This window comes from Mesorhizobium sp. W050, assembly GCF_054719535.1.
Map to the genome: position 1 here is coordinate 3,302,684 of NZ_JBTTIH010000001.1, position 23,511 is coordinate 3,326,194.

Annotated in this window: 20 protein-coding genes; 12 read left to right on the forward strand and 8 right to left on the reverse strand. The window is 65.3% G+C overall.

Annotation, left to right across the window (positions count from 1 at the left end; translation table 11 throughout):
- Nucleotides 1-2: 2 nt before the first annotated feature.
- The 3 genes from ACYG9Y_RS16100 to ACYG9Y_RS16110 form a co-directional block, all read right to left on the reverse strand.
- A complete protein-coding gene (locus ACYG9Y_RS16100; protein ID WP_084014389.1) occupies nt 3-1,865 on the reverse strand; it encodes an ATP-binding cassette domain-containing protein in 1,863 nt (620 codons plus the stop codon).
- 69 nt (nt 1,866-1,934) lie between these two features.
- Nucleotides 1,935-3,080 carry a sugar ABC transporter substrate-binding protein gene (locus ACYG9Y_RS16105; RefSeq protein ID WP_032923983.1) on the reverse strand — a complete coding sequence of 382 codons (1,146 nt, stop codon included), beginning with the start codon at nt 3,078-3,080 and terminating at the stop codon, nt 1,935-1,937.
- A 158-nt stretch (nt 3,081-3,238) separates the two neighbouring features.
- Complete coding sequence (locus ACYG9Y_RS16110; RefSeq protein WP_245260492.1) at nt 3,239-3,895, reverse strand: SGNH/GDSL hydrolase family protein; 657 nt, start codon at nt 3,893-3,895, stop codon at nt 3,239-3,241.
- 166 nt (nt 3,896-4,061) lie between these two features.
- Between ACYG9Y_RS16110 and ACYG9Y_RS16115 the strand changes: the two genes are divergently transcribed.
- From ACYG9Y_RS16115 to ACYG9Y_RS16125, 3 genes are all read left to right on the forward strand, one after another.
- Nucleotides 4,062-5,297, forward strand: coding sequence for an ROK family protein (locus tag ACYG9Y_RS16115; protein ID WP_023740072.1), 1,236 nt, complete (start codon nt 4,062-4,064; stop codon nt 5,295-5,297).
- 244 nt (nt 5,298-5,541) lie between these two features.
- On the forward strand, nt 5,542-8,091 hold the full coding sequence (locus tag ACYG9Y_RS16120; RefSeq protein ID WP_023740073.1) for a caspase family protein: 2,550 nt from the start codon (nt 5,542-5,544) through the stop codon (nt 8,089-8,091).
- A gap of 14 nt (nt 8,092-8,105) precedes the next feature.
- On the forward strand, nt 8,106-8,411 hold the full coding sequence (locus ACYG9Y_RS16125; RefSeq protein ID WP_023740074.1) for a hypothetical protein: 306 nt from the start codon (nt 8,106-8,108) through the stop codon (nt 8,409-8,411).
- A gap of 50 nt (nt 8,412-8,461) precedes the next feature.
- On the opposite strand, the gene ACYG9Y_RS16130 is transcribed toward ACYG9Y_RS16125, so the two are convergent.
- Nucleotides 8,462-9,103: a TetR/AcrR family transcriptional regulator gene (locus ACYG9Y_RS16130; RefSeq protein ID WP_023740075.1), complete on the reverse strand. Its 642-nt coding sequence runs from the start codon at nt 9,101-9,103 to the stop codon at nt 8,462-8,464.
- Between the two features lie 436 nt (nt 9,104-9,539).
- Between ACYG9Y_RS16130 and ACYG9Y_RS16135 the strand changes: the two genes are divergently transcribed.
- Genes ACYG9Y_RS16135 through ACYG9Y_RS16145 form a run of 3 tightly spaced genes read left to right on the forward strand, consistent with a single transcriptional unit; the run spans nt 9,540 to nt 13,296 of the window.
- A complete protein-coding gene (locus ACYG9Y_RS16135) occupies nt 9,540-10,019 on the forward strand; it encodes a (2Fe-2S)-binding protein (RefSeq protein ID WP_023740077.1) in 480 nt (159 codons plus the stop codon).
- Nucleotides 10,016-10,999 (forward strand): FAD binding domain-containing protein, encoded by a 984-nt coding sequence (locus ACYG9Y_RS16140; RefSeq protein ID WP_023749542.1) that lies wholly within the window; start codon nt 10,016-10,018, stop codon nt 10,997-10,999. Before ACYG9Y_RS16135 ends, ACYG9Y_RS16140 begins: the two co-directional genes overlap by 4 nt.
- A complete protein-coding gene (locus ACYG9Y_RS16145) occupies nt 10,996-13,296 on the forward strand; it encodes a xanthine dehydrogenase family protein molybdopterin-binding subunit (RefSeq protein WP_023740079.1) in 2,301 nt (766 codons plus the stop codon). Before ACYG9Y_RS16140 ends, ACYG9Y_RS16145 begins: the two co-directional genes overlap by 4 nt.
- Nucleotides 13,297-13,480: 184 nt before the next feature.
- On the opposite strand, the gene ACYG9Y_RS16150 is transcribed toward ACYG9Y_RS16145, so the two are convergent.
- Nucleotides 13,481-14,491, reverse strand: coding sequence for a zinc-dependent alcohol dehydrogenase family protein (locus tag ACYG9Y_RS16150; protein ID WP_023740081.1), 1,011 nt, complete (start codon nt 14,489-14,491; stop codon nt 13,481-13,483).
- Nucleotides 14,492-14,597: 106 nt separating this feature from the next.
- Between ACYG9Y_RS16150 and ACYG9Y_RS16155 the strand changes: the two genes are divergently transcribed.
- Both ACYG9Y_RS16155 and ACYG9Y_RS16160 read left to right on the forward strand, forming a co-directional pair.
- Nucleotides 14,598-15,545 (forward strand): LysR family transcriptional regulator, encoded by a 948-nt coding sequence (locus ACYG9Y_RS16155; protein WP_023740082.1) that lies wholly within the window; start codon nt 14,598-14,600, stop codon nt 15,543-15,545.
- 93 nt (nt 15,546-15,638) lie between these two features.
- On the forward strand, nt 15,639-16,139 hold the full coding sequence (locus ACYG9Y_RS16160; protein WP_023740083.1) for a hypothetical protein: 501 nt from the start codon (nt 15,639-15,641) through the stop codon (nt 16,137-16,139).
- 139 nt (nt 16,140-16,278) lie between these two features.
- On the opposite strand, the gene ACYG9Y_RS16165 is transcribed toward ACYG9Y_RS16160, so the two are convergent.
- The 3 genes from ACYG9Y_RS16165 to ACYG9Y_RS16175 are packed head-to-tail and all read right to left on the reverse strand — an operon-like array spanning nt 16,279 to nt 19,039.
- Nucleotides 16,279-17,169 (reverse strand): PfkB family carbohydrate kinase, encoded by an 891-nt coding sequence (locus tag ACYG9Y_RS16165; protein WP_023740084.1) that lies wholly within the window; start codon nt 17,167-17,169, stop codon nt 16,279-16,281.
- Nucleotides 17,166-18,041: a MurR/RpiR family transcriptional regulator gene (locus ACYG9Y_RS16170; RefSeq protein ID WP_023740085.1), complete on the reverse strand. Its 876-nt coding sequence runs from the start codon at nt 18,039-18,041 to the stop codon at nt 17,166-17,168. The genes ACYG9Y_RS16165 and ACYG9Y_RS16170 overlap by 4 nt, the downstream gene beginning before the upstream one ends.
- Entirely contained in the window at nt 18,038-19,039 is a 1,002-nt protein-coding gene (locus tag ACYG9Y_RS16175; RefSeq protein ID WP_023727033.1) for a sugar phosphate isomerase/epimerase family protein, read from the reverse strand. Before ACYG9Y_RS16175 ends, ACYG9Y_RS16170 begins: the two co-directional genes overlap by 4 nt.
- 240 nt (nt 19,040-19,279) lie before the next feature.
- Here ACYG9Y_RS16175 and ACYG9Y_RS16180 point away from each other — a divergent pair, with 240 nt between their 5' ends.
- From ACYG9Y_RS16180 to ACYG9Y_RS16195, 4 genes are read left to right on the forward strand one after another with little or no spacing between them, the layout of a single operon-like run.
- Nucleotides 19,280-19,882 (forward strand): CDP-alcohol phosphatidyltransferase family protein, encoded by a 603-nt coding sequence (locus tag ACYG9Y_RS16180; protein WP_023740086.1) that lies wholly within the window; start codon nt 19,280-19,282, stop codon nt 19,880-19,882.
- Nucleotides 19,883-19,923: 41 nt separating this feature from the next.
- A complete protein-coding gene (locus ACYG9Y_RS16185; protein ID WP_031253605.1) occupies nt 19,924-21,705 on the forward strand; it encodes a bifunctional alpha/beta hydrolase/class I SAM-dependent methyltransferase in 1,782 nt (593 codons plus the stop codon).
- 4 nt (nt 21,706-21,709) lie between these two features.
- Nucleotides 21,710-23,065 carry a phosphatase PAP2/dual specificity phosphatase family protein gene (locus ACYG9Y_RS16190; RefSeq protein WP_050593164.1) on the forward strand — a complete coding sequence of 452 codons (1,356 nt, stop codon included), beginning with the start codon at nt 21,710-21,712 and terminating at the stop codon, nt 23,063-23,065.
- 10 nt (nt 23,066-23,075) lie between these two features.
- Complete coding sequence (locus ACYG9Y_RS16195; RefSeq protein ID WP_023747842.1) at nt 23,076-23,510, forward strand: hypothetical protein; 435 nt, start codon at nt 23,076-23,078, stop codon at nt 23,508-23,510.
- The last annotated feature ends 1 nt before the right edge of the window (nt 23,511 follow it).

A 23,511-nucleotide genomic window follows, 5' to 3' on the forward strand; every position in this document is an offset into this window, starting at 1 on the left:
TCCTACCCAGCGGCCGGCGCGAGCGTGCCGCTTGCCATCAGGCCCCAGAGCTGATCGGCCGTCAGCTGTCTGGCCGAGCCGTCGTAGGCCACCCGGCCGAGGCTGAGCACCACGATCCTGTCGGCCAGCGCCCGCACTGTGGACAGGTCGTGCGTGACCAGGATGACGCCGGTGCCGCTGACGGCGATCGAACGGATCAGCTTGACGACCTGCGCGGTCTGCTTGACGCCGAGCGCGGCGGTAGGCTCGTCGAGGCAGATCAGCTTGACGTGATCGGCAAGCGCGCGGGCAATGGCGATGGACTGCCGCTGGCCGCCCGACAGCGAGCGCACCAGAACGTTTTCGTCGCGAAGCGTGACGCCCAGCGCGGCAAGCCGGGCACGACACTGCTCGGCGGCCTTTCGGTCGTCGCGAACCGGGAAGACACCGAGCCAACGCCGCGTTTCCTCACGCCCGAGGATCATATTGTGGGCGACGCTGAGGTTTGGGCAGAGCGCCAAATCCTGATAGACGGTCTCCAGGCCGGCGCCGCGTGCATCCTGCGGGCTCCTGAAGGAAATCGGCTGGCCCTCGAGGGTCATCGCGCCGGCATCGGGCTGGATGGCGCCCGAAATAATCTTCACCAGCGTCGACTTGCCGGCGCCATTGTCGCCGAGCAGACAGACGATCTCGCCTTTGCCGACCGTGAAGCTCGCCTCTTCCAAGGCCGTCAGCGCGCCGTAGGATTTGCGGGCGCCGGCAATCGAGAATGCCGGACCTTGCGGGGCTTCTCCATTGCCCGCCGTCACGGCAGCGCCGGCCGAGGCGACGGCACCATTGTCCGCCACCGTGAAGTTGGTCGCGGCCGCCCAGGCGCGCCGGCCGCGAAAACCGATCGCAGCCTGGTCGGCCACCAACGCCAGCAGCAGCATGCTTCCCACCGAAATGGATTGCCACCATGATTGCAGGCCGACGAAGATCAGTCCTGCATTGAGGATGCCGATGGTGGCAACGCCGATGGCGATGCCGAGCGGCCGGCCGGAGCCGCCGGAAAACGCAACGCCGCCGAGGATCGCGGCGGTGAGCACGTCGAGCTCGAAGCGAACGCCGATGGTCGGCGTGATGCTGCCGAGACGACCGGCGATCAGAACCGAGACCAGGCCGATCAGCAAGCCATTGGCGGCGTAGAGGCCAACCACCGTGCGCCCCTCCGGAATGCCGCAGAGTTCGGCTGCGCGCGGGTCGCCGCCTATGGCGTAGAGCCTCAAGCCGGTGACCGTGCTGGTCAAAACAAAGGCTCCGATCACAAAGACCAGCGCGGCGATGATCACGGTGTACTGGATGCCGAAGATCTTGCCCCGCCCCAATTCGAGCAGAGCCTCGGGAAAACCATAGACCGCGGTGCTGGAGACGACGAAGGCAAGGCCGCCATAGAGCGCCAGCATCGCCAGCGTGACGATCAACGGCGAGATGCTCAGCCTGCGCACCAGCAGACCGTTGAGCAGACCGAGCAAGAGGCCGAGACCCAGGCCGACGCAGATCGCCAGCAGCGCGCTCTGCGTCGCCACTGCAACCTTGGCGGTGATTATGCCGATCAAGGCGACCATGCTGCCGATGGAGAGGTCGACATAGCCGGCGATCAGCAGCGCGGAGGTGCCGAGCACGGCGATCAGGATCGAGGTCGAGTTGACGCCGATGACGACGAAATTGTCGAGGCTGAAGAACGATTTGTTCAACAGCGAGAAGGCGACGATCAAGCCCAGCGCGACCAGCGCCAGCCCGATGCGGCCAGACGCTTCGCCCGGTGCCTTGACGCCCGGCAGCAAGGATGAAAACCGGCCCGTTTGCAGCGGTGTCGTCCCCGTTCGAAGGCTGTCTGTGCTCATGCTTGCCTCTGCTGAAGCGGGCGGTTTCAGGTCAGGCTGAACCCGCCCGTATCGCGGGAAAAACGGGCGCTACTTTGCCTCGGACGACCAGGGGAAATTCACATACTGGTCGCGCGTATCGTAGCAGATGTTGCCGTACATCCTGAGATAGATGTCGCGGCGCTTCGGGTCCTTGTAGACCGCGGCCGGATCGGCCACGTCGGCCTCGTACTGGGCCATGTAGTCGCTGGTCAGCGCCACCGGGAGGATATCCATCGCCTGCGGGATGCTCTTGCCCTCCAGCCAGTCGGCCGCGTGCTGGCCCATGGCATAAGCGAAGACCGGCGACGCCAGGCTGATGCTTGCCTTGTAGGGACCGCCGCCTTTCTTGATCGCGGCGACTGCCTCCGGTTCGCCGTCGATGCCGCCAAGGAACTGGTCCGGCCGCGCCTTGCCCGCCGCTTCCAGGGCAGCCAGCGCGCCGAGCACGACCGTGTCGGCGCCGAGCACGACATCGACGTCGGGATGGGCCTGGAGAATGGTGCTCATCGTGGCAAAGCCGCCTTCCTTGTTGACGGGATTGGGTGAGATGTCGGCGACGATGGTGACGCCTGGCATAGCCTTGAAGATGTCGCGCATGGCGGCAAAGCGCGGCGCCAGGAATTCCATGCTGTCATGCGACAGGATGACGACATTGGCCTTGCCACCGAGCTTGTCCTTTATGTAGGCCGCGGCCGCTTCGGCCAGCACCTTGCCGGTCTCATATTGCGGCGCGTTGAGCAGCGAGGTGGCCGGCGGCGGCACGATGGTGCCGACATAGGCGCCCGACCAGATAAGCTCCTGCAGGCTGCGGCTCATGGAGGCCGGGTCCACGGGCGCCGCCACCAGACCGCCGATCTTGGAGGCGAGAAACAATTGCACCTGCTCGACGCCCTTGGCGGCGTCATTGTTGGCCAGCGCGCGCCGGTATTCCAGGCCGCGATCCTTGGCGGCGGCGGCCAGGCCGCGGTCGACGCCCTGCATGAATTCACGCTCGTTATCCTGCGCGAAGGCCAGCACCTTGTTCAGGCCGGGCGGTGGGCTGCAGGCCGGCGCCTTCGGATCGAACGGCGCAAATACCGCCGGCTTGGTGAGCCCGGCCGGGCCGTCCTGCGCGCTTGCCAGAATGGTACCGCCCGCTAGCACACCGGCAACGCCGAGCAGCGTCGCCAGCATCATATTCCTGTCAGATCGCATTTTACTTCCTCCCTGTCGTTGATTGTTGCCGCGCATCGCAAGCCTCGCGGTCGCTACTCTTCCCAGTCTCCCCAGATACCCACCTTCCCGCTCGCAAGTCAAAACTTTTTCCAGTGGAATTAATTAATCAGAGATAGTCGGGTGACCCGCCCACGCGATCACGCCTTGCCGATCAGCGACTGGACGACTTTGGCCAATTCCGTGCCGAGCACGCGATGCGCGTCGCTGTCGAGGTGAATGCCGTCTACCGCGCTCGACTCGACGACGTCGCCGGCGTTGAAGAACGCGGCGCCGGCGCGCCGGGCCGCATCGCGGAACAGGCCGGCAAAGTGCATCGACTTTGAAGCGCCGCCCAGGAACATCTGGCCGAACCAGTCGACCTCCAGCATCGGCGGCGGCGCAACAATCAGGACCGCGGGCGCCACGCCTGCGGGGCCAGCTTCGCTGCGCAGCACAATTCTGACCAAGATCTCAATAGAATCAGCGACATCATTCGGCGTTACCGAGAACCTGTGCTTGAGATCGTTGGTGCCGAGCATAAGGATGACGAGGTCGAGCGGCATATGCGTTTCGAGGCACACCGGGAGCGATTTGAGCCCGTTCTTGTGGAGACCTTCGATCGGATCGTCGTGCACGGTGGTGCGCCCGCCCTGCCCTTCTTCGATCACATCCCATCCGCTGCCGAGCTGGCGGCGCATGATGCCCGGCCAGCGCCGGTCGGGCGTGAAGCGGTGCCGTCCGACCCGGGCCAGGGTGGGAATGGCGCCATAGGTATTGGAATCGCCAAAGCACATGATGGTCCGGGTCTGCGTCACGGCATTGCTCCTCCAGGCTTGCATACTTTGAACGACAGCAGGCCGGCCGGCGTCAACTACATTTTTCCATCGGATGGATTTAAGTGTTGCCTTGCCAGGCCCGCATTGCTACGTCAGCGCTTTGATCGGCTCGCCTTGCGGCCAACCTCCTTGCGCAGGGGAAAGCGTGACCGGCACCAGCTTCTTCAGTCTCGAAAAGATCGCCGAAGGCCGCAGCGGCGGAACCACGCAGGCCGAGAGCCGCGTCTACAACGAACGCCTGATCGTCTCGCTGATCCGCCGCCACGGCCAGCTGGCCAAGACCGATTTGACGCGGCTGACCGGGCTGGCCGCGCAAACCATCACCACCATCGTCAACCGCGCCGCCGACAACAAGCTGCTGCTGCGCCTGGAGCCTTTGCGCGGACGGCTGGGGCAACCCTCGGTTCCCTTTGCGTTGAACCCGAAAGCCGCCTATGCCTTCGGCCTCAAGGTCGATCATCGCAGCGCCGATGTCGCCCTGGTCAATTTCGTCGGCGACGTGATCGCGTTCGAACGCACGCTGTTCGACTATCCGACGCCCGTCGAGGTGATGAAATTCGCCAGGGGCGCCATCGCGCGCATGTGCCGCAAGCACAAATCGATAGAGAAAGACCGCATCGCGGGTCTTGGCATCGCCTCGCCATTCCATCAGTGGAACCTGAGCGAAGAGGGCGCGGTGCCGACGGGCACGCTGGATGCCTGGAAGGAAATCGACATTCGCGCCGAACTGGACCGGGCGTTCGACTGGCCGGTGTTCCTCTACAACGACGCCACGGTGTCGGCCGCGGCCGAACTGATGTTTGGCGCCGGCGGATCCCGCGCCGACTTTCTCTATGCCTATGTCGGGCACTTCATCGGCGGCGGCCTCGTGCTCGATCATCACTTGTTCCCCGGCCGCAACAAGCTGGCCGGGGCGCTGGGCGACATGCCGGTGCCCGCGCCGGGGCGCAAGGGCGAACGGATGACGCCGCTGCTGCGCGTCGCTTCGCTGTATTCGCTGGCCGGCAAGCTCAACGACCAGGACAATGGGGAGAAGGACGCCGGCCGCATCTGGTCGTCGCCCGACGATTGGGGCGACCTTGGAGAGCCGGTCACCGCGTGGATCGATGAGGTTTCGGACGGGCTTGCCTATGCCGCCCGCAGTGCCGTTGCCTTGCTCGACATCGACAATGTGGTGATCGATGGCGCCATACCCAATGGCGTGCGCAAGGAGATCGCCAAGGCCATGCGCAGAAAGCTGGCACGGATCCTTGTCGATCGCCCCGAGCCGTTCTCCGTCATCGAGGGGACGTTTGGCCATCTCGGCCCCGTTATCGGCGGCGCCAGCATTCCGTTGCTGGTGAAATATTCGAACGACAAGGAATTGCTCTTCAAGGAATAGGCGCGCAGCCGCCGGCACCAGGCATTCCCCCAAAACAGCGAACTGTGAGACTTGTCACATACCTGCTCGTGAAGCGCGTGCTACTTGCACTCTGCGGTCGGTCGACGCTGAAAGAAATCGCCTGCCATGGTCTGGCGGTGACGGGCCTTTCACTTTATGCTGTGGCAGGTTGCATACTCTCAACGGACCTTGATGCCGCAAGCGGTGTTCTCGTCGGCGTCAGGCCGCGACCAGGAGTTTTGTCATGCTCCGACTTTGCGGATTCATCGCGGCCTTCATCCTTGCCGGCCTCACAAGCTTTGAGGCCTGCGCCGATCGAAGGGTCGCGCTCGTCATCGGCAATTCCGATTATCGCGACATCCCGGCGCTGAAGAACCCGGCCAAGGATGCCCAGGACGTATCGGCCACGTTCCGGCTGGCGGGCTTCGAGGTTTTCGTCGCCGAGAATCTCACCAAGCAGCAGTTCGAAGGCCAGTTCCGGGACTATCTGGCCGCCGCCGACGGCGCCGATCTCGCCGTCGTCTACTATTCCGGGCACGGCTTTCAGATCGGTGGCGAGAATTTCCTGATACCGGTCGACGCCTCGTTGAAGAAGGCGGCCGATATCGAGGTCCAGGCCATCAAGCTCAACGACGTGCTGGAGCAGCTGCGCTCGAAGTCGAAGATCCAGGTGATCATCCTCGATGCCTGCCGCAACAACCCCTTCCCGCGCAACAATTACTGGCTGCGCGACCAGCTTGTCACCGCCGGCAATACTGGGCTGGCGCAGGTGCGAAGCTCGCTCAACACGCTGATTGCCTTCGCCACCGAACCAGGTGCGGTCGCCTATGACGGCAGCGGCGACCTCAGCCCGTTTTCATCGGCGTTTTCGCGGCGCGCGCTGGCGCCGAACCAGGAGATCCGCACGGTCATGTCGGCGGTGCGCCGCGATGTCGTGCAGGCCACCAACGGCATGCAGGTGCCATGGGAAAATTCCTCGCTGATCGATGACGTGGTGCTGGTGCGCCGCAACAATCGGCCTTCGCTGCCGCCAGTGCTGGAGAAGGTAGTGCTGTCGGGGGTCGGTCCTGTCGCTCTCGGCCTGCCGGAGCCGGTCGATATCGATGGCGGCGCTATCAGCGTCAGCATCGAACGGCCGCCGGCAATGGGCCGTTTGGTGCTGGACGGCAAAGACGTCGCGGTGGGCGAACCGATCCAGGGCAAGGACCTGCCGCGCCTGCAGATGGATATCCCCAAAGGGGCCGCCACGCAGGACGAGGTGGATATGCTGGCCTATGCCACGCATGACAATTGGGGCGGCGGGAGCCAGGGCATACTCGTGTTCCGCGTCAAGAGCGGCGAAGGTGCGGCGGGTCAGCAGATCATGGCTTCGCTCGAGGCCGAGCAGAAGCAGCAGGTGCTGGATCGCGGCATCCACATCACCGGCGCCGCCGAGGCGATCGAGAACCGCAAGCTTGATATTCCCGTCGGCGTCGGCCCGGTCGCGCTCAATCTGGATTTCCCCACCGACGATCCGGCGGTCAGCCTGAAGGTCTCGGGGTATCCGGCAACGGGAACGCTGTCGTTGCCTGATCGAACCTTGTCGCCGCAATCCAGCCTTCTGGCCGGTGAAGTCGACCATCTCCGTTACGAGCCGCAGATCGGCGCCGGCGCGCCGGTCGAGGTCGGCTTCGAAATCCGGGCCGACAGCAGCTCGGCCAAGCCCGCGACAATGAAGCTGTCGCCGACGGTCGATGCCTGCGATACCGCCGCCGGCGAGCCTCTCGACCTGCAAGGGGTGGTGCCCGGCCTGCTGCCGAACGAGATCGGCGCCGGTGCGGTGGCGGTCTGCGAGGCCGCGGTGAAAACCTATCCCGATGTCGCCCGCTTCCGCTACGAGCTCGGCCGCGCCCTGCTTGCGGCAGGCCAGGTTAGAGAGGCCAGGACAGCCATCGAGGAGGCCGCCAAGAAAGGCCATGTCCGCGCCGTCTTCGAACTCGGCTATCTCAACGCAACCGGAACCGGAACGGCCATCGACCGCGCCCAGGCCAACGCTCTCTACAAGGCTGCCGCCGACAAGGGCGATCCCTATGGTATGACCTCGTGGGGACGCGCGCTGTTCAATGGCTATGGCGTCAACCGCGATACGGCCAAGGGCCTCGACCTGCTGCTCAAGGCGGCGGCCATGGGGCACACCTATGCCATGAACGATCTTGCCGCCATCTTCACCGAGGGCCGCAATGGCGTGCCTGCCGATCCGGCCCGCGCCGTCGCCTTCCTGCAAGCGGGGGTGCAGCGCCAAGACATGTATTCGATGAACCTGCTCGGCCGCAATTACCTCGCCGGCCAGGGCATCGACAAGGATCCGAAGACGGCCCAGGCGCTGTTCCAGCAGGCCACCGATCTTGGCCAGCCCTACGCTCCGGGCAGCCTCGCCCGCATGTACAGGGATGGCGCCGGTGTGCGTCAGGACCCGGCGGAAGCGCAAAGGCTGTTCGAACTGGCGACCACGCGCGGCGATCCGTCGAGCGCCTATGATCGCGCGGCGCTCGAAATGGCGAAAGGCGACAAGGCCGATCAGGCTGTCGCAGTGCGCTTCCTGGCATTCGCCGTCGCGCTCGATCTGCACAAGGAGCTGCCGGACGCCAAAAAGGGCCTGGCGCAGTTCGGCACCAAGCCGAAAACGGCAGCTTTGGACGCCCTGCGTCAAGAGCTCAAGTCGAAGATCCCCCCATCCGGTTCGCTGGACACGCAACTGGTCAATGCGGCCCGGGGGGTCTGGGAAGAAGCCAATCCGCGTCGGGATTTGTTCTGAACAATAAGGAGGCCATGGTGGGCAAGGCATTCAAGCAGACATTCGGGCAGGCATTCATCGGGATAATTCTATCCGGCGTTCTGGCCGGGCTCATGGGCTGCACCTCGGTGTCGCCGATGTTTGAGCCGGCACCGCCGGTGAAACATCGCAAGGTGGTTCGCGTAGCACCGCAGCCAAAGGTGGTCAGATACAAGAAGGCGGCCACCGGCAAAGTGATCAAGCCGGCCGAGGAGATCCCGCAAAAGCCGCCCGTGATTCCTTCTCTCGGCGGTAGCGGCGGAGGCAACGGCGGAAGCAGCGGAGGCGGCGGTTGGGGATGAGGATGGGGCCGGAGCGAAAAGCTGGTTTCTGAAATTGAGGTGACTACCCGTCACTTCGCCTTGGCAGCCCCGAACCTCAACCCGTCCATCAGCAGCTTGACCAGCCGGCGCGAGCGGTCGCGCCAGTCCTTGGTGTCGGGGGCCGAGTAGATGCCGCCGAGTGCGTGCAGCACATCGGAGGCGTCGACGTCGCTGCGGATCGAGCCTTCCGCCACTGCCGCCTCGACCATTTGCCGCAAGGCCAGCGACACCCGGCCCGACATGTCGGAAAACACTGCGGAATTGGTGTTGAACAGAATGCGCAGGCTGGCCGCCAGGCCGCGCTTGGTGGCGATGTAGTCGACGAAGCGCTGCATCCACTGTTCCAGCGCCACATCGGCCGAATGGTGGCTGGCGAGATCATCGGCCGCCGCGCAGAGCGCCTCGACTTCACGCCGATAGACCACCTCGACCAGATGCTCGCGGGTTGGAAAATGCCGGTAGAGCGTGCCGATGCCGACGCCCGCCTGGCGCGCGATCTCCTCCAGCGAGGCATCGACGCCGTGCTCGGCAAAGGCCGCTGCCGCAACCTCGACCAGCCGGTCGCGGTTGCGCTGCGCATCGGCGCGCAGCGGCCTTGGCGCTGCGGCTTCGCGCTTCTCGTCGACAATTGCTTGCGACTGCTCGGTCAATTTTTTCTCCACTGTCGACATATGGGGCTTGAACCCAAAGGGGTAAGCCCCCAACTGATAAACGGAGGCGCCTCCGTTTTAGTGGAGCGGCCTTATCATATAATCAGGGAGCCGGTATGTCACGTGTTGAGGTTGTGAAGACTGAAGCATCCCCTGCCCGCTGGAGAGTCGGGGCGGCAGAGCTGCCAATCTCCCCCCTCGTGGGGGAGATGTCCGGCAGGACAGAGGGGGGCGCTGTCCCGCCAGTCTATGAAGGCCTGACTAGCTCCTCCTCGGACAAGATTCGTGCCGACGCATGTAAATCGGGAGCGTCGCATTCCTTCGAGCCCCCCTCTGCCCTGCCGGGCATCTCCCCCAAAAGGGGGGAGATTAGGCGCACCGTCGCCTCTTCCCTTTTCCTCTCCCACTCGGACGCCATTTCAATCCCCTGGCGTCAAGCAACTGGAGCCAGACGCCCATGACCAGCCAGACCACCATCCGTCTCATCATCAACGGGCACGACCATGAACTGCAGATCGAGCCGCGCGTCACGCTGCTCGATGCATTGCGTGATCGCCTCGACCTGACCGGCACCAAGAAGGGTTGCGACCAGGGCCAGTGCGGCGCCTGCACGGTGCATGTCGAGGGACAGCGCGTGCTGTCCTGCCTGACGCTTGCAGCTCAAGCCGAAGGCCGCGAGATCACCACCATCGAAGGATTGGCCGGCGACGACGGCACGCTCAACGCCGTCCAGGCCGCCTTCCTCGACCAGGACGCCTTCCAGTGCGGTTACTGCACGCCCGGACAGATCATGTCGGCGGTGGCCTGCATCCGCGAGGGCCATGCCGGCTCGGATGACGAAATCCGCGAATACATGGCAGGCAATCTCTGCCGCTGCGGCGCTTATCCGCACATCGTCGCCGCCGTGCGCCAGGCGGCACTGGAGGTCGCGTCATGAGGGATTTTTCCTACGTTCGCGCCGATAGCATCGATGCGGCACGACAGGCAGCCGCCCTGCCTGGGGCCATGCTGCTTGCCGGTGGCACGACGCTGGTCGATCTCGCCAAATGCGGCGTTGCCGAACCCGACAGTCTGGTCGACATCACCCATCTCAAGGGGCTCGACGCAATCAAGGTTGACGGCAGCGGCGCCATGATCGGTGCACTGACCAAGATGAGCCACGTTGCCGATCATGCCGACATCAAAAGCCGCTTCCCCGCCGTCTCGGAGTCGCTGTGGCAGGCGGCCTCCGCGCAGCTCCGCAACATGGCGACCATCGGCGGCAATCTCATGCAGCGTACGCGCTGCCCCTATTTCCGCGATCCCGCGAATTTTTCCGCCTGCAACAAGCGCTCGGCCGGCAGCGGCTGCTCGGCAATCGGCGGCGTCACCCGCGGCCATGCCGTGCTCGGCACCAGCGACGCCTGCATCGCCATGTATCCCGGCGATCTCGCCACCGCGCTGGTCGCCTTCGACGCCGTGGTTCATCTTGGCGAACGCCAGGTTGCCGTCGACGACTTCTTTCTCCTGCCCGGCGCCACGCCCGACAGGGAACATGCCATCCAACCGGGCGAGATGATCACCGCCATCAGCATACCGGCTTCCGGCACGGCCCGGCGTTCGACCTATCTCAAGGTTCGCGACCGGCAGTCCTATGAGTTCGCGGCTGCAAGCGCCGCGGTCGGCATCGACTTCGAAGCCGATTGCCGCACCATTCGCGACCTGCGCGTCGCGCTGGGCGGCGTCGCGACGAAGCCGTGGCGGGCGCACGCCGTGGAAGCGGCGCTGAAGGGCAAGGTGCTCAGCGAAGACAGGGTGCGGGCCGCCAGCTTGCTCGCCGTGGAAGGCGCCGTCGACCATGGCGCCAACCACTACAAGATCGAACTGGCGCCGCGCGTCGTCGCCCGCGCCATCCTCAAGACGGGAGCCATGGCATGACCATTCACGACCCAAGAACACGGCACGGCGACGCTTCGGACGGCACTGCCGATCAGGTTGGCGGGCGGCTGTCGCGCGTCGACGGCCCGGCCAAGATTACCGGTGCGGCAAAATACGCCGTCGAGCAGCAGCTCGACGGGCTAACCTACGGCGTTCTGGTCGAAAGCACGATCGCATCAGGCAAGGTGCGCTCGATCGACACGTCAGCCGCCGAGGCGGCACCTGGTGTGCTCAAGGTGCTGACGCCGGACACCATCATGCCGCTGAAGACTGCATCGGACTGGTTCGGCACACCGCCGCCGGACAAGCCCTACTGCCCGCTGGCGCGCGATATCACCTTTTCGGGCCAGCATGTCGCCGCGGTCATCGCGGAGACTTTCGAGCAGGCCGTTGCGGCCGCAGCCCTGGTCAAGGTCAGCTATGACGAGACGCCGGCCATCGTCGACCTCAGCGACGCCAAGGCGGGCGACGGCATTCCGATCGCCGCCATGACCAAGGAATGGGGCGACGCGCAGGCCGCTTTCGCCGCTGCCCCGGTGCGCGTCTGCGGCGCCTATAACACGCCACGCGAATACCAGGCGCCGATGGAGTCGCATGGCCTCATCGCCCGCTGGGAGGGCGACCGGCTGACCGTGTGGGAGCCGAGCCAGTGGCTCGACGGCATGGCCCGCACCTATGCCGAATGGTTCGGCGTGCCGTTCGAAAATGTACGGCTGGTCTCGCCCTATATCGGTGGCGGCTTCGGCTCCAAGGCGCTGGCGCTCGGCCACGGCGCGGTGGCGGCTGCCGCGGCCAAGATGCTGGGACGGCCCGTGAGGGTGGTGATGACGCGGCCGCAGACTTTTACCGGTTATGGCGGGCGCGCCGCGACGCGCCAGACGGTGGCGATCGGCGCCGACCGTGACGGAAAGATCCAGTCGATCGTGCATCGCGGCGTCAATGAAACATCCATAGACGGCATGTGGGTCGAGCCGTTGGGCGTCGTCACCTCGATCATGTATGCGACGCCCAACTTCTCCTCGAAGCAGAATGTCGTGCGGGTGAATTCGGTGATGCCTGGCGCCATGCGCGCGCCGGGCGAAAACCCTAGCGCCTTCGGCATCGAAAGCGCCATTGACGAGCTCGCCTACGAGGTCGGCATCGATCCGCTGGAGATCCGGCTGAGGAATTACGCCGAGCAGGATCCGCACGCAAAAAAGGCTTGGTCGACGCGGCAGTTGCGCGAGGCTTTCGCGGCTGGCGCCGAACGCTTCGGCTGGGCCCAGCGCACGCCCAAACCGCGTTCGATGCGCGACGGCAACCAGTTGATCGGCTGGGGCGTCGCCGCCGGCACCTATCCGGTACGGCGCGCTTACGGCGAGGCCATCGTGCGTATCCTTGCCAACGGCTCGGTCGAGGTCGAAAGCTCCTCGATCGACATGGGCCAAGGCACGTACACGATCCTGGCGCAGACGGCGGCCGAAACGGTAGGCGTGGCGGCCGACCATGTCGTCGTGAAGCTCGGCGATTCCCGGTATCCCCGCGCCGGCGTGGCCGGCGGGTCGCGGCTGGCCGGCGTGATGACGGGCGCGGTCTACAAGGCGGCGACATCGGCGCTCGACCAGCTTGTCGGGCTGGCGATCAGCGATCCGCGCTCGCCCTTCCACGCGCTCCAGGCGAACACTTTGGTCGTCGCCAATGGCCGCATCAGGTCGCCGCGCGGCGATGGTCCCGATGTCTCGATCGCCGACCTGCTGGCCAGCGTCGGCCGCGACCGCATCGAGGCCACCGGCGACACCATGCCGGCGAACTCGACCGCCGAGGATCGCTACAAGAACTACACCACCATCGCGGCGGCGCTGCCGCACACCGAGGGCGACTATTCGCGCCACTCCTGGTGCGCGCATTTCATCGAGGTGCGCGTCGACGAGGATTTCGGCACGGTGCGCGTGTCGCGCGTGGTGTCGGCGCTGGATTCCGGCCGGCTCTACAACCCGAAACTCGCGGAGAGCCAGTGGAAGGGCGGCATCATCATGGGCATCGGCCAGGCGCTGCTCGAAGAAGGCATTGTCGACCGCAGGCATGGCCGCATCGTCAACAACAATCTCGGCGACTATCTGGTGCCGACCAATGCCGACATCCCCGATATCGAGGTCATCTCGGTCGGCATTCCCGACCTGCACTCTTCGGTGCTCGGCGGCAAGGGTGTCGGCGAACTGGCCATCGTCGGCGTAGCGCCGGCGATCGCCAATGCGGTGTTCCATGCGACGGGAAAAAGAGTGCGGGACTTGCCGATCACGCTGGAGAAGTTGATCTAGGAAGCGGCGTGCGTAATCTCCCCCCTCGAGGGGGAGATGTCGCCGAAGGCGACAGAGGGGGTCGCCTCTCGTAGAGCGCCAACCTCCTTCCGCCGCCGTAGGTCGAGCCCGGTCGGACCGACCCCCTCTGCCCTGCCGGGCATCTCCCCCTCAAGGGGGGAGATTGGCAGCTCGCGCGCCTCGGTTACCAGTCGAGCTTGAACGCAAGCTTGCCGAAATGCTGCCCGCCTGCCGACATGTGCGCGTAGGCTTCGGCCGCCTGCTCCTGGCTGAACACCTTGTCGACGACCGGGTCGATGCGGGCGGCGGCGATGGCGCGGACGGCGGCGCGAAGGTCAGATACCGACCCGGTGTTGTTGCCGACCACCTTCAGCGCCTTGATGATGATCGGCAGCAGGTCGACCGTGGCCTCGGCGCCGGTGACGAAACCGATGGTGAACAGCGTGCCGCCAGGCGCGGTGGCGTTGACGGCGCGGGCGAAGGTGGCGGTGCCGGCGGTCTCGACGACGAGGTCGGCGCCGAGGCCGCCGGTCAGTTCCAGCACCTTGCCGTCCCAGTCGGGCGTCGCGCGGTAGTTGATGAGATGATCGGCGCCGAGTGCCTTCGCCCGCTCCAGCTTCTCGTCCGACGAAGAAGTGATGATGACGGTTGCGCCGGCGGCTTTCGCCAGCTGAAGGGTGAAGATGGAGACGCCGCCGGTGCCGAGCAGCACGACGACCGAGCCCGGCCCGACATCGGCGGCGCGGACGGCGTTCCAGGCGGTGGTCGCGGCGATCGGCAGGGTCGACGCCGCCTCGAAAGAGAGACGAGCCGGTACCAGCACGAGCGAGTTGGCCGGCAGCGCGACATATTCGGCGAGCGACCCCGGCAGCGAAATTCCGCGCATCTGCGTCATCTCGTTAGGCCGGGGCGGACCGCCGATCCAGCGCGGCTTGGCATGGGCAACGACGCGATCGCCGACGGCGAAATCCGTAACGCCCTCCCCCAGCGCGACGATCTCGCCGGCGCCGTCGGCGACGGGAATGAGCGGAAAGCCGGGCACGCGATAATTGCCGCTGGCCACCGCCACATCGACGAAATTCAGGCTCGCGGCGCGCTGGCAGATCAGCACTTCGCCGCGCTGCGGTTCAGGCGTGGCAATGGTGGTGGCGCGAAAGGCGTCCAGCTTGGCGGCGGTCAGTTCGATGGCTTTCATGGCTCACGCATTCCTGTTTAAGGGGTCGATCGTCAGGATTGAGTGAAGCTATCTGCTGCGCTACAAGCAGATAATCCGGAATTTTTACATTTGAATCCTGTGCTTTATGCAGCAATCACACGACCCCGCCAGCCTTGCCGAAATGGCCGCCTTTGCGGCCATCACGGAAGCGCGCTCCTTCACCAAGGCGGCGTTGCGCGTCGGGCGCGACTCGACGGTTCTGTCACGCCGCCTGCAATCGCTGGAGGAGCGGCTCGGCGTGCGGCTGCTGCACCGGACCACCCGAAGCGTGTCGTTGACGGAGGCCGGAGCGGAGTTCCTGGTGCGTGTCCGCGCCATCCTGGCCTCGGTAGACGAAGCTGAGGCTGCTGCTTCCGCGCATGCCAGCGGGGCTCCGCGGGGCTTGCTGCGGCTGGCGCTGCCGGGAACCTTTGGGCGTATGTGGATCGGGCCCCTGTTGCCGCACTTTCTAGCGACGTTCCCGGATGTCCGCATCGAGGCCGAGTTCTCCAACCGGTTCGTCGATCTCGTTGCAGAGAACTTCGATGTCGCCGTCCGTCTCGGCGCGCTGGAGGACTCGCGCCTGGTGGCGCGCAAGATCGCGACACGGCGGCGGTTGCTGTGCGCTGCTCCCTCCTACCTCGCCCGCAGGGGCGCGCCGGAAGCGCCGGAAGCGCTGACCGAACACGCCTGCCTCGGCTTCTCCGGCTTCCAGACCTTTCCCACCTGGGAGATGACCGACAGTTCGGGCCGCCGCGTTAACGTCGAAGTCTCGGGGCCGATGGTTTGCGACGATGCCGAAGTGCTGGTCGAAGCCGCGGTGCAAGGCCTCGGCCTGATGATGAGCACCGATTGGCTGGTCGGGCGCGAACTCGCCGACGGACGGCTGGTGCCGTTGCTGGAGGACTGGACGCTGGCCGACGAAGGCGCTGTCTATGTCGTCATGCCCTCGGCCAGGGGACAAGCCGCCAAGACACGCGCCTTCGCCGACTGGATCGGTAAGCGCTTCGCGCCGGAGCCGCCCTGGACGTCGAGGCCGGTCTCAAAGGCTTGATCAATGGGGCGCGCCGGGGGCTAAGACGGCATGCCGCTGTCACCAGGCCCTTTGTCCTGTATGATCTCGTTGAATGTAGCTTGGGAGGGGATCATGCAAAGTGCATTGGCGAAGTTCATCATGGCAAGTTCCGTTCTGGCCGCGCTGCAAGCCGCGCAGCCGGCTTTTGCCGCGTCCTGCAACTGGAGCGCCAAGATGGAAGAAGACGAAGGCGGCAGCGTGCTGACGGCTTCGGTGTGCGGCGGACCGAAGGCCGATGCGCATCTGATGCTCGTCTGTTTCGACAAGCCGGTGCTGAGCTACGATCTGGGTGGGGCCGGCCAGCAGCTGGAGCCCGGCATCAGCGCTTCCTTCACCTTCAAGGGCGGTGACAAGAGCGTGACCAAAAAGCTCGACCTCGAGGCCATGTATAATTACTTCACGGCTGAGCTGAGCAAAGACGATCCACTGCTCGGCCTGTTGCGCGGCAAGGGCGACGTCACGGTTACGGCCGACAAATATGGCGAGAACAGCTTTCCGCTGACGGGCTCGAGCGCTGCGATCGGTAAGGTGCTGGCGCAGTGCGGCAAAGGTTCGGCCGGCGAAGCGGACTGAAGCTCCCTACTTTCGACCACGCAGCTTGGCCCGCACCTCCATCAGGGCAAAGCCAAGCAGGTTCTCGCCGCGCCCGGTTTGCCGTTTCGCTCATCGACGGGGGCACGGGTTTTGGAGGCGCAACATGCGGCCTGAGTTTTCAACGCGAGCTGCGCTCTCCCTCCGGAGTCGCCACCAGCGAGGCGGCGGCGGCATTGGCGGTGGCAATCGCCGCTTCCACCGGATGGCCACGCGCGAGGCCTGCCGCGAAGGCGCCGACGAATTCGTCGCCGGCGCCATGGGTGCTGACGACTTTTACCGGAATGGCCGCCAGCGCGAAGGCCGCGCCGATCCGGTCGCAATAGGCGACGCCTTCGCCGCCGGCGGTGACGATCGCCGAGGGGTAGGTATCGATCAGCCGCCGCGCGGCTTCGGTTGCGCCGGCGAGCGTATCGACGACCGGAACGCCGGCCAAAAATTCCGCTTCGATGGCGTTGACGATGACGATGTCTATCAGCGCGGTCAATTCGGCCGACAGTGTTCGCGCCGGTGCGGCGTTGAGCACGACGCGGCCTCCGGATGCCCTCACCGCGCGCGCGGCAGCGATGTTGGCGGCATCGGGCACTTCGTTCTGCAGCAACAGCACTGCCGTCTGTACCACCACCTCGCCCGCAGCCGCGATGTCATCACTGCCCAGGGTGAGATTGCTGCCGGAGACGATCACCGCACCATAGTCGCCATCGCTGTCGAAGATCGCCACGCTCATGCCGGAGCCTGCGCCTGCCGCCACGCGCACGAAGCGGCGATCAACGCCGGCGCGATCGAGATTGGCCAGCAGCGCCGTGCCGAAATCGTCGTCGCCGACGGCGCCGATCATCGCCGCACGCCCGCCGGCGCGTGCCGCCGAGACCGCCTGGTTGCCGCCCTTGCCGCCGCATTTCGGCTGCCAGGCATGGCCGGCCACAGTCTCGCCCTTGCGCGGACGGTCGGGCGCGTCAACCATGATGTCGTAGTGCAGGCTGCCGAAGACGGTGACCAGCGGAACCGTCATGTGCCCCGGTCTTTTCGTTTCGAGGTGACCGCCGACATGGTGCGGCCGAGATTGCGCTCCGCCGCCTGGTAGTCGCGCTGCGCCACCGCCACGAACAAAGCGTCGAGGATGTTGAGTTGCGCGATGCGCGCCGCTGCGTTTTCGCCCATCAGCGGCGAGCCTTGCGCGGTCGAGCACAGCACGATGTCGGCAATCCGGGCCAGCGGCGAGTTGTCGTAGTTGGTGATGGCCAGCGTGCGGGCGCCGCTCTTGCGGGCAAGATGGATGGCGTCGATGACGGCCGACGTGTTGCCGGAATGCGAGAAGCCGACGGCGATGTCGTCGGCGCAGAGGAGCGAGGCCGACATCAGCATCATGTGCGAGTCGTCATAGACCGATGCGCGGATGCCGATGCGCAGGAATTTGTGCGAGACGTCGCGAGCAATCTGGGCGGAGCCGCCGACGCCATAAAAATCGCGGTTCCTGGCGCGGTAGAGCAGATCGGCAGCACGGTCGAAATCGTCCATGTCGAGGATCGCGAGCGTCTCCTCCAGCGCCTGGATCGAGGTGCGGAACACTTTCTGCACGATCTCGGCCGAGCTGTCGTCGACCGACAGTTCCTGGTGCATCTCGGCGGTCGGGAGGCGGCTGTATTCATAGACGGCGGTGCGGAAGTCGCGGTAGCCGGAGAAGCCGAGTTTCTTGGCGATCTTGACCACCATCGCCTCGGACACGCCGGCCTCCTCGGCGATCTGCTTGAGCGGAATGGTCTGGTCGAAACCGCGCCGGCCGAAGACGGTTTCCACCACCTTGGCCTCAAGCGGGGTGAGATGCGGCATCATCATGCGGATGCGCGGCCCCACGGCTTTCAGATCGAGATTGCTCAACGTCATCCACGTCCCCTCGTCTCCGGCCCGAGCATGGCTTCCTGGACGATAGCCTGCGACGTCACGGCGTCCTGGCTGTCCATGGCGGCGGACAGGCGGTTATCCTTCTCCAGCCGGTCGACAACGCACAGCAGGCGCTTGACGGTGGCGATGTTGACTTCGCATTCGCGCACCGGATCGAGCCCGGTCATGTCGGGGAAGGTGTCGAAGTAGATGGCGCCGGCATAGCCGTCGCGGCGGATCTGGCGCAGCAGTTCGATGGTCTGCAGCGTGTGCACCGCGCCGACCATCAGGCCGTCGTCGCGCTTGGCATAGCCATCGTTGAGATGGACGCCGAGCAGCTTGCTGTGGCGAGCGATCAGCGCCGCGGCGAAGGCCGGCTGTTCGTCGGCATAGAGCACATGGGCGAAATCAAGCGTGACGCCCAGATTGGGTAGGCCGACCTCGCGGATCGCCAGCAAGGTGGTCGCGGCATCCGGCATCAGCGAGTAGGAGCGCGGTTCGTTAGGCTTGTACTCCAGGCTGATCTGGCAGCCAGGGTCATGCGCGGCAACTTCACGAACCCCATCGATTTCGTGCTGCCAGAGCGTCGCATAGTCAGCCTGGAAGGCGTAGTCGAAGCCATCCTGGCCAAGCCACAGGGTCATCAGACTGGCGCCGGCCGCGCGCACCGCATCGATACCGGCCTTGGTCAGGTCGATGGCTTCGCGGCGCACCGCCGGGTCCGGATTGGTGAAGGCGCCGAGCTTGAAGGCCGGATTGGAGTAGTAACGCATGGCAAAGCCATTGATGGAAAGCCCGAGGCCGCCGAGCTTTCGGGCGATTTCAGCCGGCTTTTCACTGACATGGTCGGGGAAATTAAGATCAAGATCGGTCAACCCGTCGACCTTGGCCGCGCGAGTGGCCATCTGCAGCATGGACGGCTTGCCGGTGAGATCAGGCCATTCGGCTTGCGGCCGCGAGGCGAAGGAATTCAGGCGGGTGGCGAAGCGACTGTTTGTCATGATCGACCTTTCAGTGATTTACTTCACATAAATACGAATATTTGTAAAGTTCTCATTTGCGAAGGCGGTTTGTAGCGCGCAGCATCCTGCTTGGCCGGGATCTTCGGCTGCGCCTCTGCATCCATGCCGGGAGTTTCGAGTCCCGCAACGGTGCGGATGCTGGTGCGAGCCCTTGCGCCCTGCCTACCGATTGACCAATCTCGCCGACACTGTCATGAGCCGCGGTTGGGGGGATCGCACATGCCAACGCTTTATCAACTGAAACCGGCCTTTCAGGCCAGGCTGCGGCCGCTGGCCGACCGGCTGGCCGATGCCGGCGTCACCGCCAACCAGATCACGCTTCTCGCCGCAGCACTGTCCATCGCCACAGGCCTGGTGGTCACTGCCTTTGCCTTCCATCTCCTGGTGTTCCTGTTGATGCCGGTGGTGCTGTTCGTGCGCATGGCGCTCAACGCCGTTGATGGGATGCTGGCCAGGGAACATCGACAAGCATCAAAACTCGGCATGTATCTCAACGAACTCTGCGACGTCGTCTCGGACCTGGCGCTGATCCTGGCCTTTGCCACCTTGTTCCCGGCCTGGGGTGTCGTCGCCTTCGCTATTACCGCCATGCTGGTCGAGTTCGCCGGCGTGCTTGGCGTTGCCGCAGGCAGCGGGCGCAACTATGCCGGGCCGTTCGGCAAGAGCGACCGAGCCCTGGTGCTCGGCGTCATCGCCTTCCTCATCGCCTGCGGCCTGTGGTTCCAAGCGATTGTGCCATTTGTGTTTCCGGTCATGGCTACACTGTCAGTCGTAACCGCCATCAACCGGATACGCGGCGGCCTTAGAGCGGGCGGCGCATGATGCCAAAGCGTCAGGCACCCGACCGCCAGAGGGAAACCATGATCCACCAGACCATTGCAGCCGGAGCACCGGCAAGCCTCGAGCGCATCGCGCAGGAGCGCACGTTCAAGAGCCATGACGGCACCGAGATCTTCTACCGCTACTGGCCGGCCGCCGGGTCGACGCCAAAGGGTGCGATCCTTCTGTTCCATCGCGGCCACGAGCATGGCGGCCGCATGGCGCATCTGGTCGACGAACTCGCCATGCCCGACCATGCCTTCTACGCCTGGGACGCGCGCGGCAATGGCCGCTCGGCCGGCGAGCGCGGCTATGCGCCATCCTTTGCCGCCCTGGTGCGCGACATCGACTGCTTGGTGCGCGAGATCGGCCGGGATGGTTTTGGCCAGCGCGACATCGCGCTGATCGCGCAGTCCTTCGGCGCCGTGCTGGCCGCTGCCTGGGTGCATGACTATGCGCCCGACATCCGCGCGCTGGTGGTGGCTTCACCGGCCTTTTCGGTCAAGCTCTACGTGCCCGTCGCCAAAGAGGGCATTGCGCTGTGGCAGAAGCTCAAGGGCCGCTTCTTCGTCAATTCCTACGTCAAGGCGAAGTTCCTCACGCATGATGCCGAGCGCATCGCTTCCTTCGACGCCGATCCGCTGATCACGCGACCGATCGCCTCCAACATCCTGGTCGAGCTTTACGACCACGCTGCCCGCATCGTCTCGGACGCGCGCGCCATCACCGTGCCGACGCAGCTCTTGATCTCCGGCAGCGATTGGGTGGTGCGGCATGGACCGCAGCACGAGTTCTTCGTCAATCTCGGCAGCAGCGCCAAGGAGCGGCATGTGCTGCCCGGCTTCTTCCACGACACGCTGGGCGAGCGCGATCGCAAGCAGGCGCTGGACCTGATCCGGCCATTCCTCGAAAAGCAATTTGCCACGCCGGAGAAAACCATCGACTTGCTTCAGGCCGACCGCGCCGGCTACACCCGCGACGAGGCCGAGAGGCTGGCCTCGCCGCTGACGCTGCTGTCGCCCAACGGTATTTTCTGGGCGATGAGTCGCGCCTCGATCCGCATGGGCGCCTGGCTGTCTTCGGGCATGAAGATCGGCATGGCCACCGGCTTCGATTCCGGCTCGACGCTCGACTATGTCTACGAGAACGACGCGCGCGGCACCGGCTTCATCGGCCGCATGATCGACCGCACCTTCCTCGACGCCATCGGCTGGCGCGGCATCCGCCAGCGCAAGCTGCATCTGGAAGAGCTGATCGGCAACGCCGCCGCCAGCCTGAAGGCAGCCGGCCGTCCCGTCCACATGCTCGACATCGCCGCCGGTCACGGCCGCTATGTGCTCGATGCCGTTGCCAAATGCACTGAACCGCCAGCAAGCGTGCGGCTGCAGGATTATTCCGAGCTCAATGTCGGACTGGGTTCGAAGCTGATCGCCGACCGGCGTCTGCCTACCAGCGTCAGCCTCCACCAGGCCGACGCATTCGATGCCGACATGCTGGCTGGGTTGACCCCGGCGCCGGACCTCGCCATCGTCTCCGGGCTCTACGAACTGTTCGCCGACAATGCGCTGATTTCCCGTTCGCTCGGCGGGCTGGCCAGCGCCATGCAGTCCGGCAGCCTGCTCGTCTACACCAACCAGCCGTGGCATCCGCAACTGGAGATGATCGCGCGCAGCCTGACCTCGCATCGCGGCGGCCAGGCCTGGGTGATGCGGCGGCGCACGCAGGGCGAAATGGACCAGTTGGTGACGGCTGCCGGTTTCGAGAAGATCGACCAGCGCATCGACCAATGGGGCATCTTCACCGTTTCGGTCGCACGGCGCGTCTGAGACCATGGCCGCACCTGCGACTGACCTTGCCCCGGCTCGGGAACACAATTTGGGTATCGTGCTGAGGGCCGCCCTTTGGCTGGCGCTGCTGGCGCCATTCTTCTATTCGACCTATGGCTTTGCCAACTGGCTGGCATCGCGGCGCGACCATGTCGGCAGCATCGTCTACGCTTGGGAGCACGCGGTTCCGTTCGTCGCCTGTACGATCGTGCCCTATTGGTCGATCAATCTGTTCTACGGCCTATCGTTGCTGCTCAACACGACCAGGCGCGGTGTCGACCGGCTCGCCGGCCGTTATCTCTCGGCGCAGATCATTGCCGTCGCCTGCTTCATCGCGTTCCCGCTGACGGCGACCTTCGTGCGGCCGGAAACCACCGGCCTGCCGGGTTTTCTGTTTGCGGTGCTCGGTGGTTTCGACAAGCCGTTCAACCAGGCGCCATCCCTGCACATCGCGCTGCTGGTGATCATCTGGGACCATTGGCGTCACGTTCTGGCACGTCACCGTCTCGGCGGCATTCTCCGCCCGGTCTGGCACGTCTGGTGTTTTCTCATCGGCGCCTCGGTGCTGACGACCTGGCAGCATCATTTCATCGACATTCCGACCGGCGCCCTGCTCGGCCTATTTGCGCTGTGGCTGCTTCCGTCCAAGGGCGAGCTGCCATTCTGGGGTTTTCGGCTGACTGCCGACCCCAAGGCGCGGCGGCTGGCGGGGTACTACGCGCTGGGCGCCGCCTTTGCCTTGGCCGGCGCTGCCGGCGGCGCGTTTGTCTTCGCCGATTTTCTCATCCTGTTGTGGCCGGCATTGGCGCTGGCCATCGTCGCCTTCGCCTATGCCGGGGCCGGCGCCAAAGTGTTCCAGAAGGCGGCCGACGGCAGCGTCTCACTGGCCAGCCGCATCCTGCTCCTGCCCTACCGGCTCGGCGCCCGGATCAATGTGTGGGTATGGACCCGCCGATTGGCGCCGCAAGCGGAGATCACCGATGGCGTTTTCTTCGGCCGGTTTCCGAGCGCAGACGAGGCCAACCGCTTCGGCACCGTGATCGATCTTGCCGGCGAGCTGAAACGGCCGCGCGGCACGACCTGCCGCTGGATCAGCTATGCCATGCTTGACCTCGTGGAGCCGCCGCATGACCGGCTGGAGCGAGCGGTGGCGGCGATCGAGCTGGCGCGCCGGCGCGGCACCGTCCTGGTCTGCTGCGCGCTCGGCTTCCAGCGCAGTGCAGCCGTCGTCGCCGACTGGCTGGTTGTGACCGGACGCTCGCACACTGCCGCGCAGGCGCGCAGGAAACTCGCCGCATTGGGCCGGCCCGTGCATCTTCAGATCGGGCTGGAAGAACCGGGGCTGGAAGAACCGACATGAGTTGGCCGGCATGAGTGGCGAGAATTTTCCCGAGAACGCCGAAATATTCGCCGCCGGACTGATGGTGCAGGCGGTGTGGCCGATCCTGCTGGTGGTCGCGGCTGTGATGGCAGCGCCGGTCATCGGCCTGGTGGCCGGACCGCAGACGACAGCGCTGTCCGCGGCGGCCTGGCTGGTCGCGGCGGCGAGCGCCGTGGCCACGCTGACTCTTTCGGCCTTGCTTTTGTTCGATGCGCTGCTGTTCCGGCTGATGGCAAGCCACGCCAGCGAGGCCGCCGGGGGTGCCGTGGTCGACGATGTGCTGGCGCGCATGCGCCTGAAATCCACCACTGCCGGCGGCCGCTCGCTCGACCATCGCATGGCAGGCACGCGCCGCCTGCTGACAAGGCAGCGCATGGCGCTCGCCATGTTTGCTGCGGCATCCCTTTTCGCAGCATTTGTTTGAG

Excerpts from the sequence above, each read along its gene's own strand:
- ACYG9Y_RS16145 (WP_023740079.1), top strand. The coding sequence starts at position 10,996 with ATGACCATTCACGACCCAAGAACACGGCACGGCGACGCTTCGGACGGC.
- ACYG9Y_RS16150 (WP_023740081.1), bottom strand. The coding sequence starts at position 14,491 with ATGAAAGCCATCGAACTGACCGCCGCCAAGCTGGACGCCTTTCGCGCC.
- ACYG9Y_RS16180 (WP_023740086.1), top strand. The coding sequence starts at position 19,280 with ATGCCAACGCTTTATCAACTGAAACCGGCCTTTCAGGCCAGGCTGCGG.
- ACYG9Y_RS16105 (WP_032923983.1), bottom strand. The coding sequence starts at position 3,080 with ATGCGATCTGACAGGAATATGATGCTGGCGACGCTGCTCGGCGTTGCC.
- ACYG9Y_RS16190 (WP_050593164.1), top strand. The coding sequence starts at position 21,710 with ATGGCCGCACCTGCGACTGACCTTGCCCCGGCTCGGGAACACAATTTG.
- ACYG9Y_RS16155 (WP_023740082.1), top strand. The coding sequence starts at position 14,598 with ATGCAGCAATCACACGACCCCGCCAGCCTTGCCGAAATGGCCGCCTTT.
- ACYG9Y_RS16160 (WP_023740083.1), top strand. The coding sequence starts at position 15,639 with ATGCAAAGTGCATTGGCGAAGTTCATCATGGCAAGTTCCGTTCTGGCC.
- ACYG9Y_RS16125 (WP_023740074.1), top strand. The coding sequence starts at position 8,106 with ATGGTGGGCAAGGCATTCAAGCAGACATTCGGGCAGGCATTCATCGGG.
- ACYG9Y_RS16175 (WP_023727033.1), bottom strand. The coding sequence starts at position 19,039 with ATGACAAACAGTCGCTTCGCCACCCGCCTGAATTCCTTCGCCTCGCGG.
- ACYG9Y_RS16100 (WP_084014389.1), bottom strand. The coding sequence starts at position 1,865 with ATGAGCACAGACAGCCTTCGAACGGGGACGACACCGCTGCAAACGGGC.
- ACYG9Y_RS16120 (WP_023740073.1), top strand. The coding sequence starts at position 5,542 with ATGCTCCGACTTTGCGGATTCATCGCGGCCTTCATCCTTGCCGGCCTC.
- ACYG9Y_RS16130 (WP_023740075.1), bottom strand. The coding sequence starts at position 9,103 with ATGTCGACAGTGGAGAAAAAATTGACCGAGCAGTCGCAAGCAATTGTC.
- ACYG9Y_RS16165 (WP_023740084.1), bottom strand. The coding sequence starts at position 17,169 with ATGACGGTTCCGCTGGTCACCGTCTTCGGCAGCCTGCACTACGACATC.
- ACYG9Y_RS16140 (WP_023749542.1), top strand. The coding sequence starts at position 10,016 with ATGAGGGATTTTTCCTACGTTCGCGCCGATAGCATCGATGCGGCACGA.
- ACYG9Y_RS16195 (WP_023747842.1), top strand. The coding sequence starts at position 23,076 with ATGAGTGGCGAGAATTTTCCCGAGAACGCCGAAATATTCGCCGCCGGA.
- ACYG9Y_RS16170 (WP_023740085.1), bottom strand. The coding sequence starts at position 18,041 with ATGACGTTGAGCAATCTCGATCTGAAAGCCGTGGGGCCGCGCATCCGC.
- ACYG9Y_RS16135 (WP_023740077.1), top strand. The coding sequence starts at position 9,540 with ATGACCAGCCAGACCACCATCCGTCTCATCATCAACGGGCACGACCAT.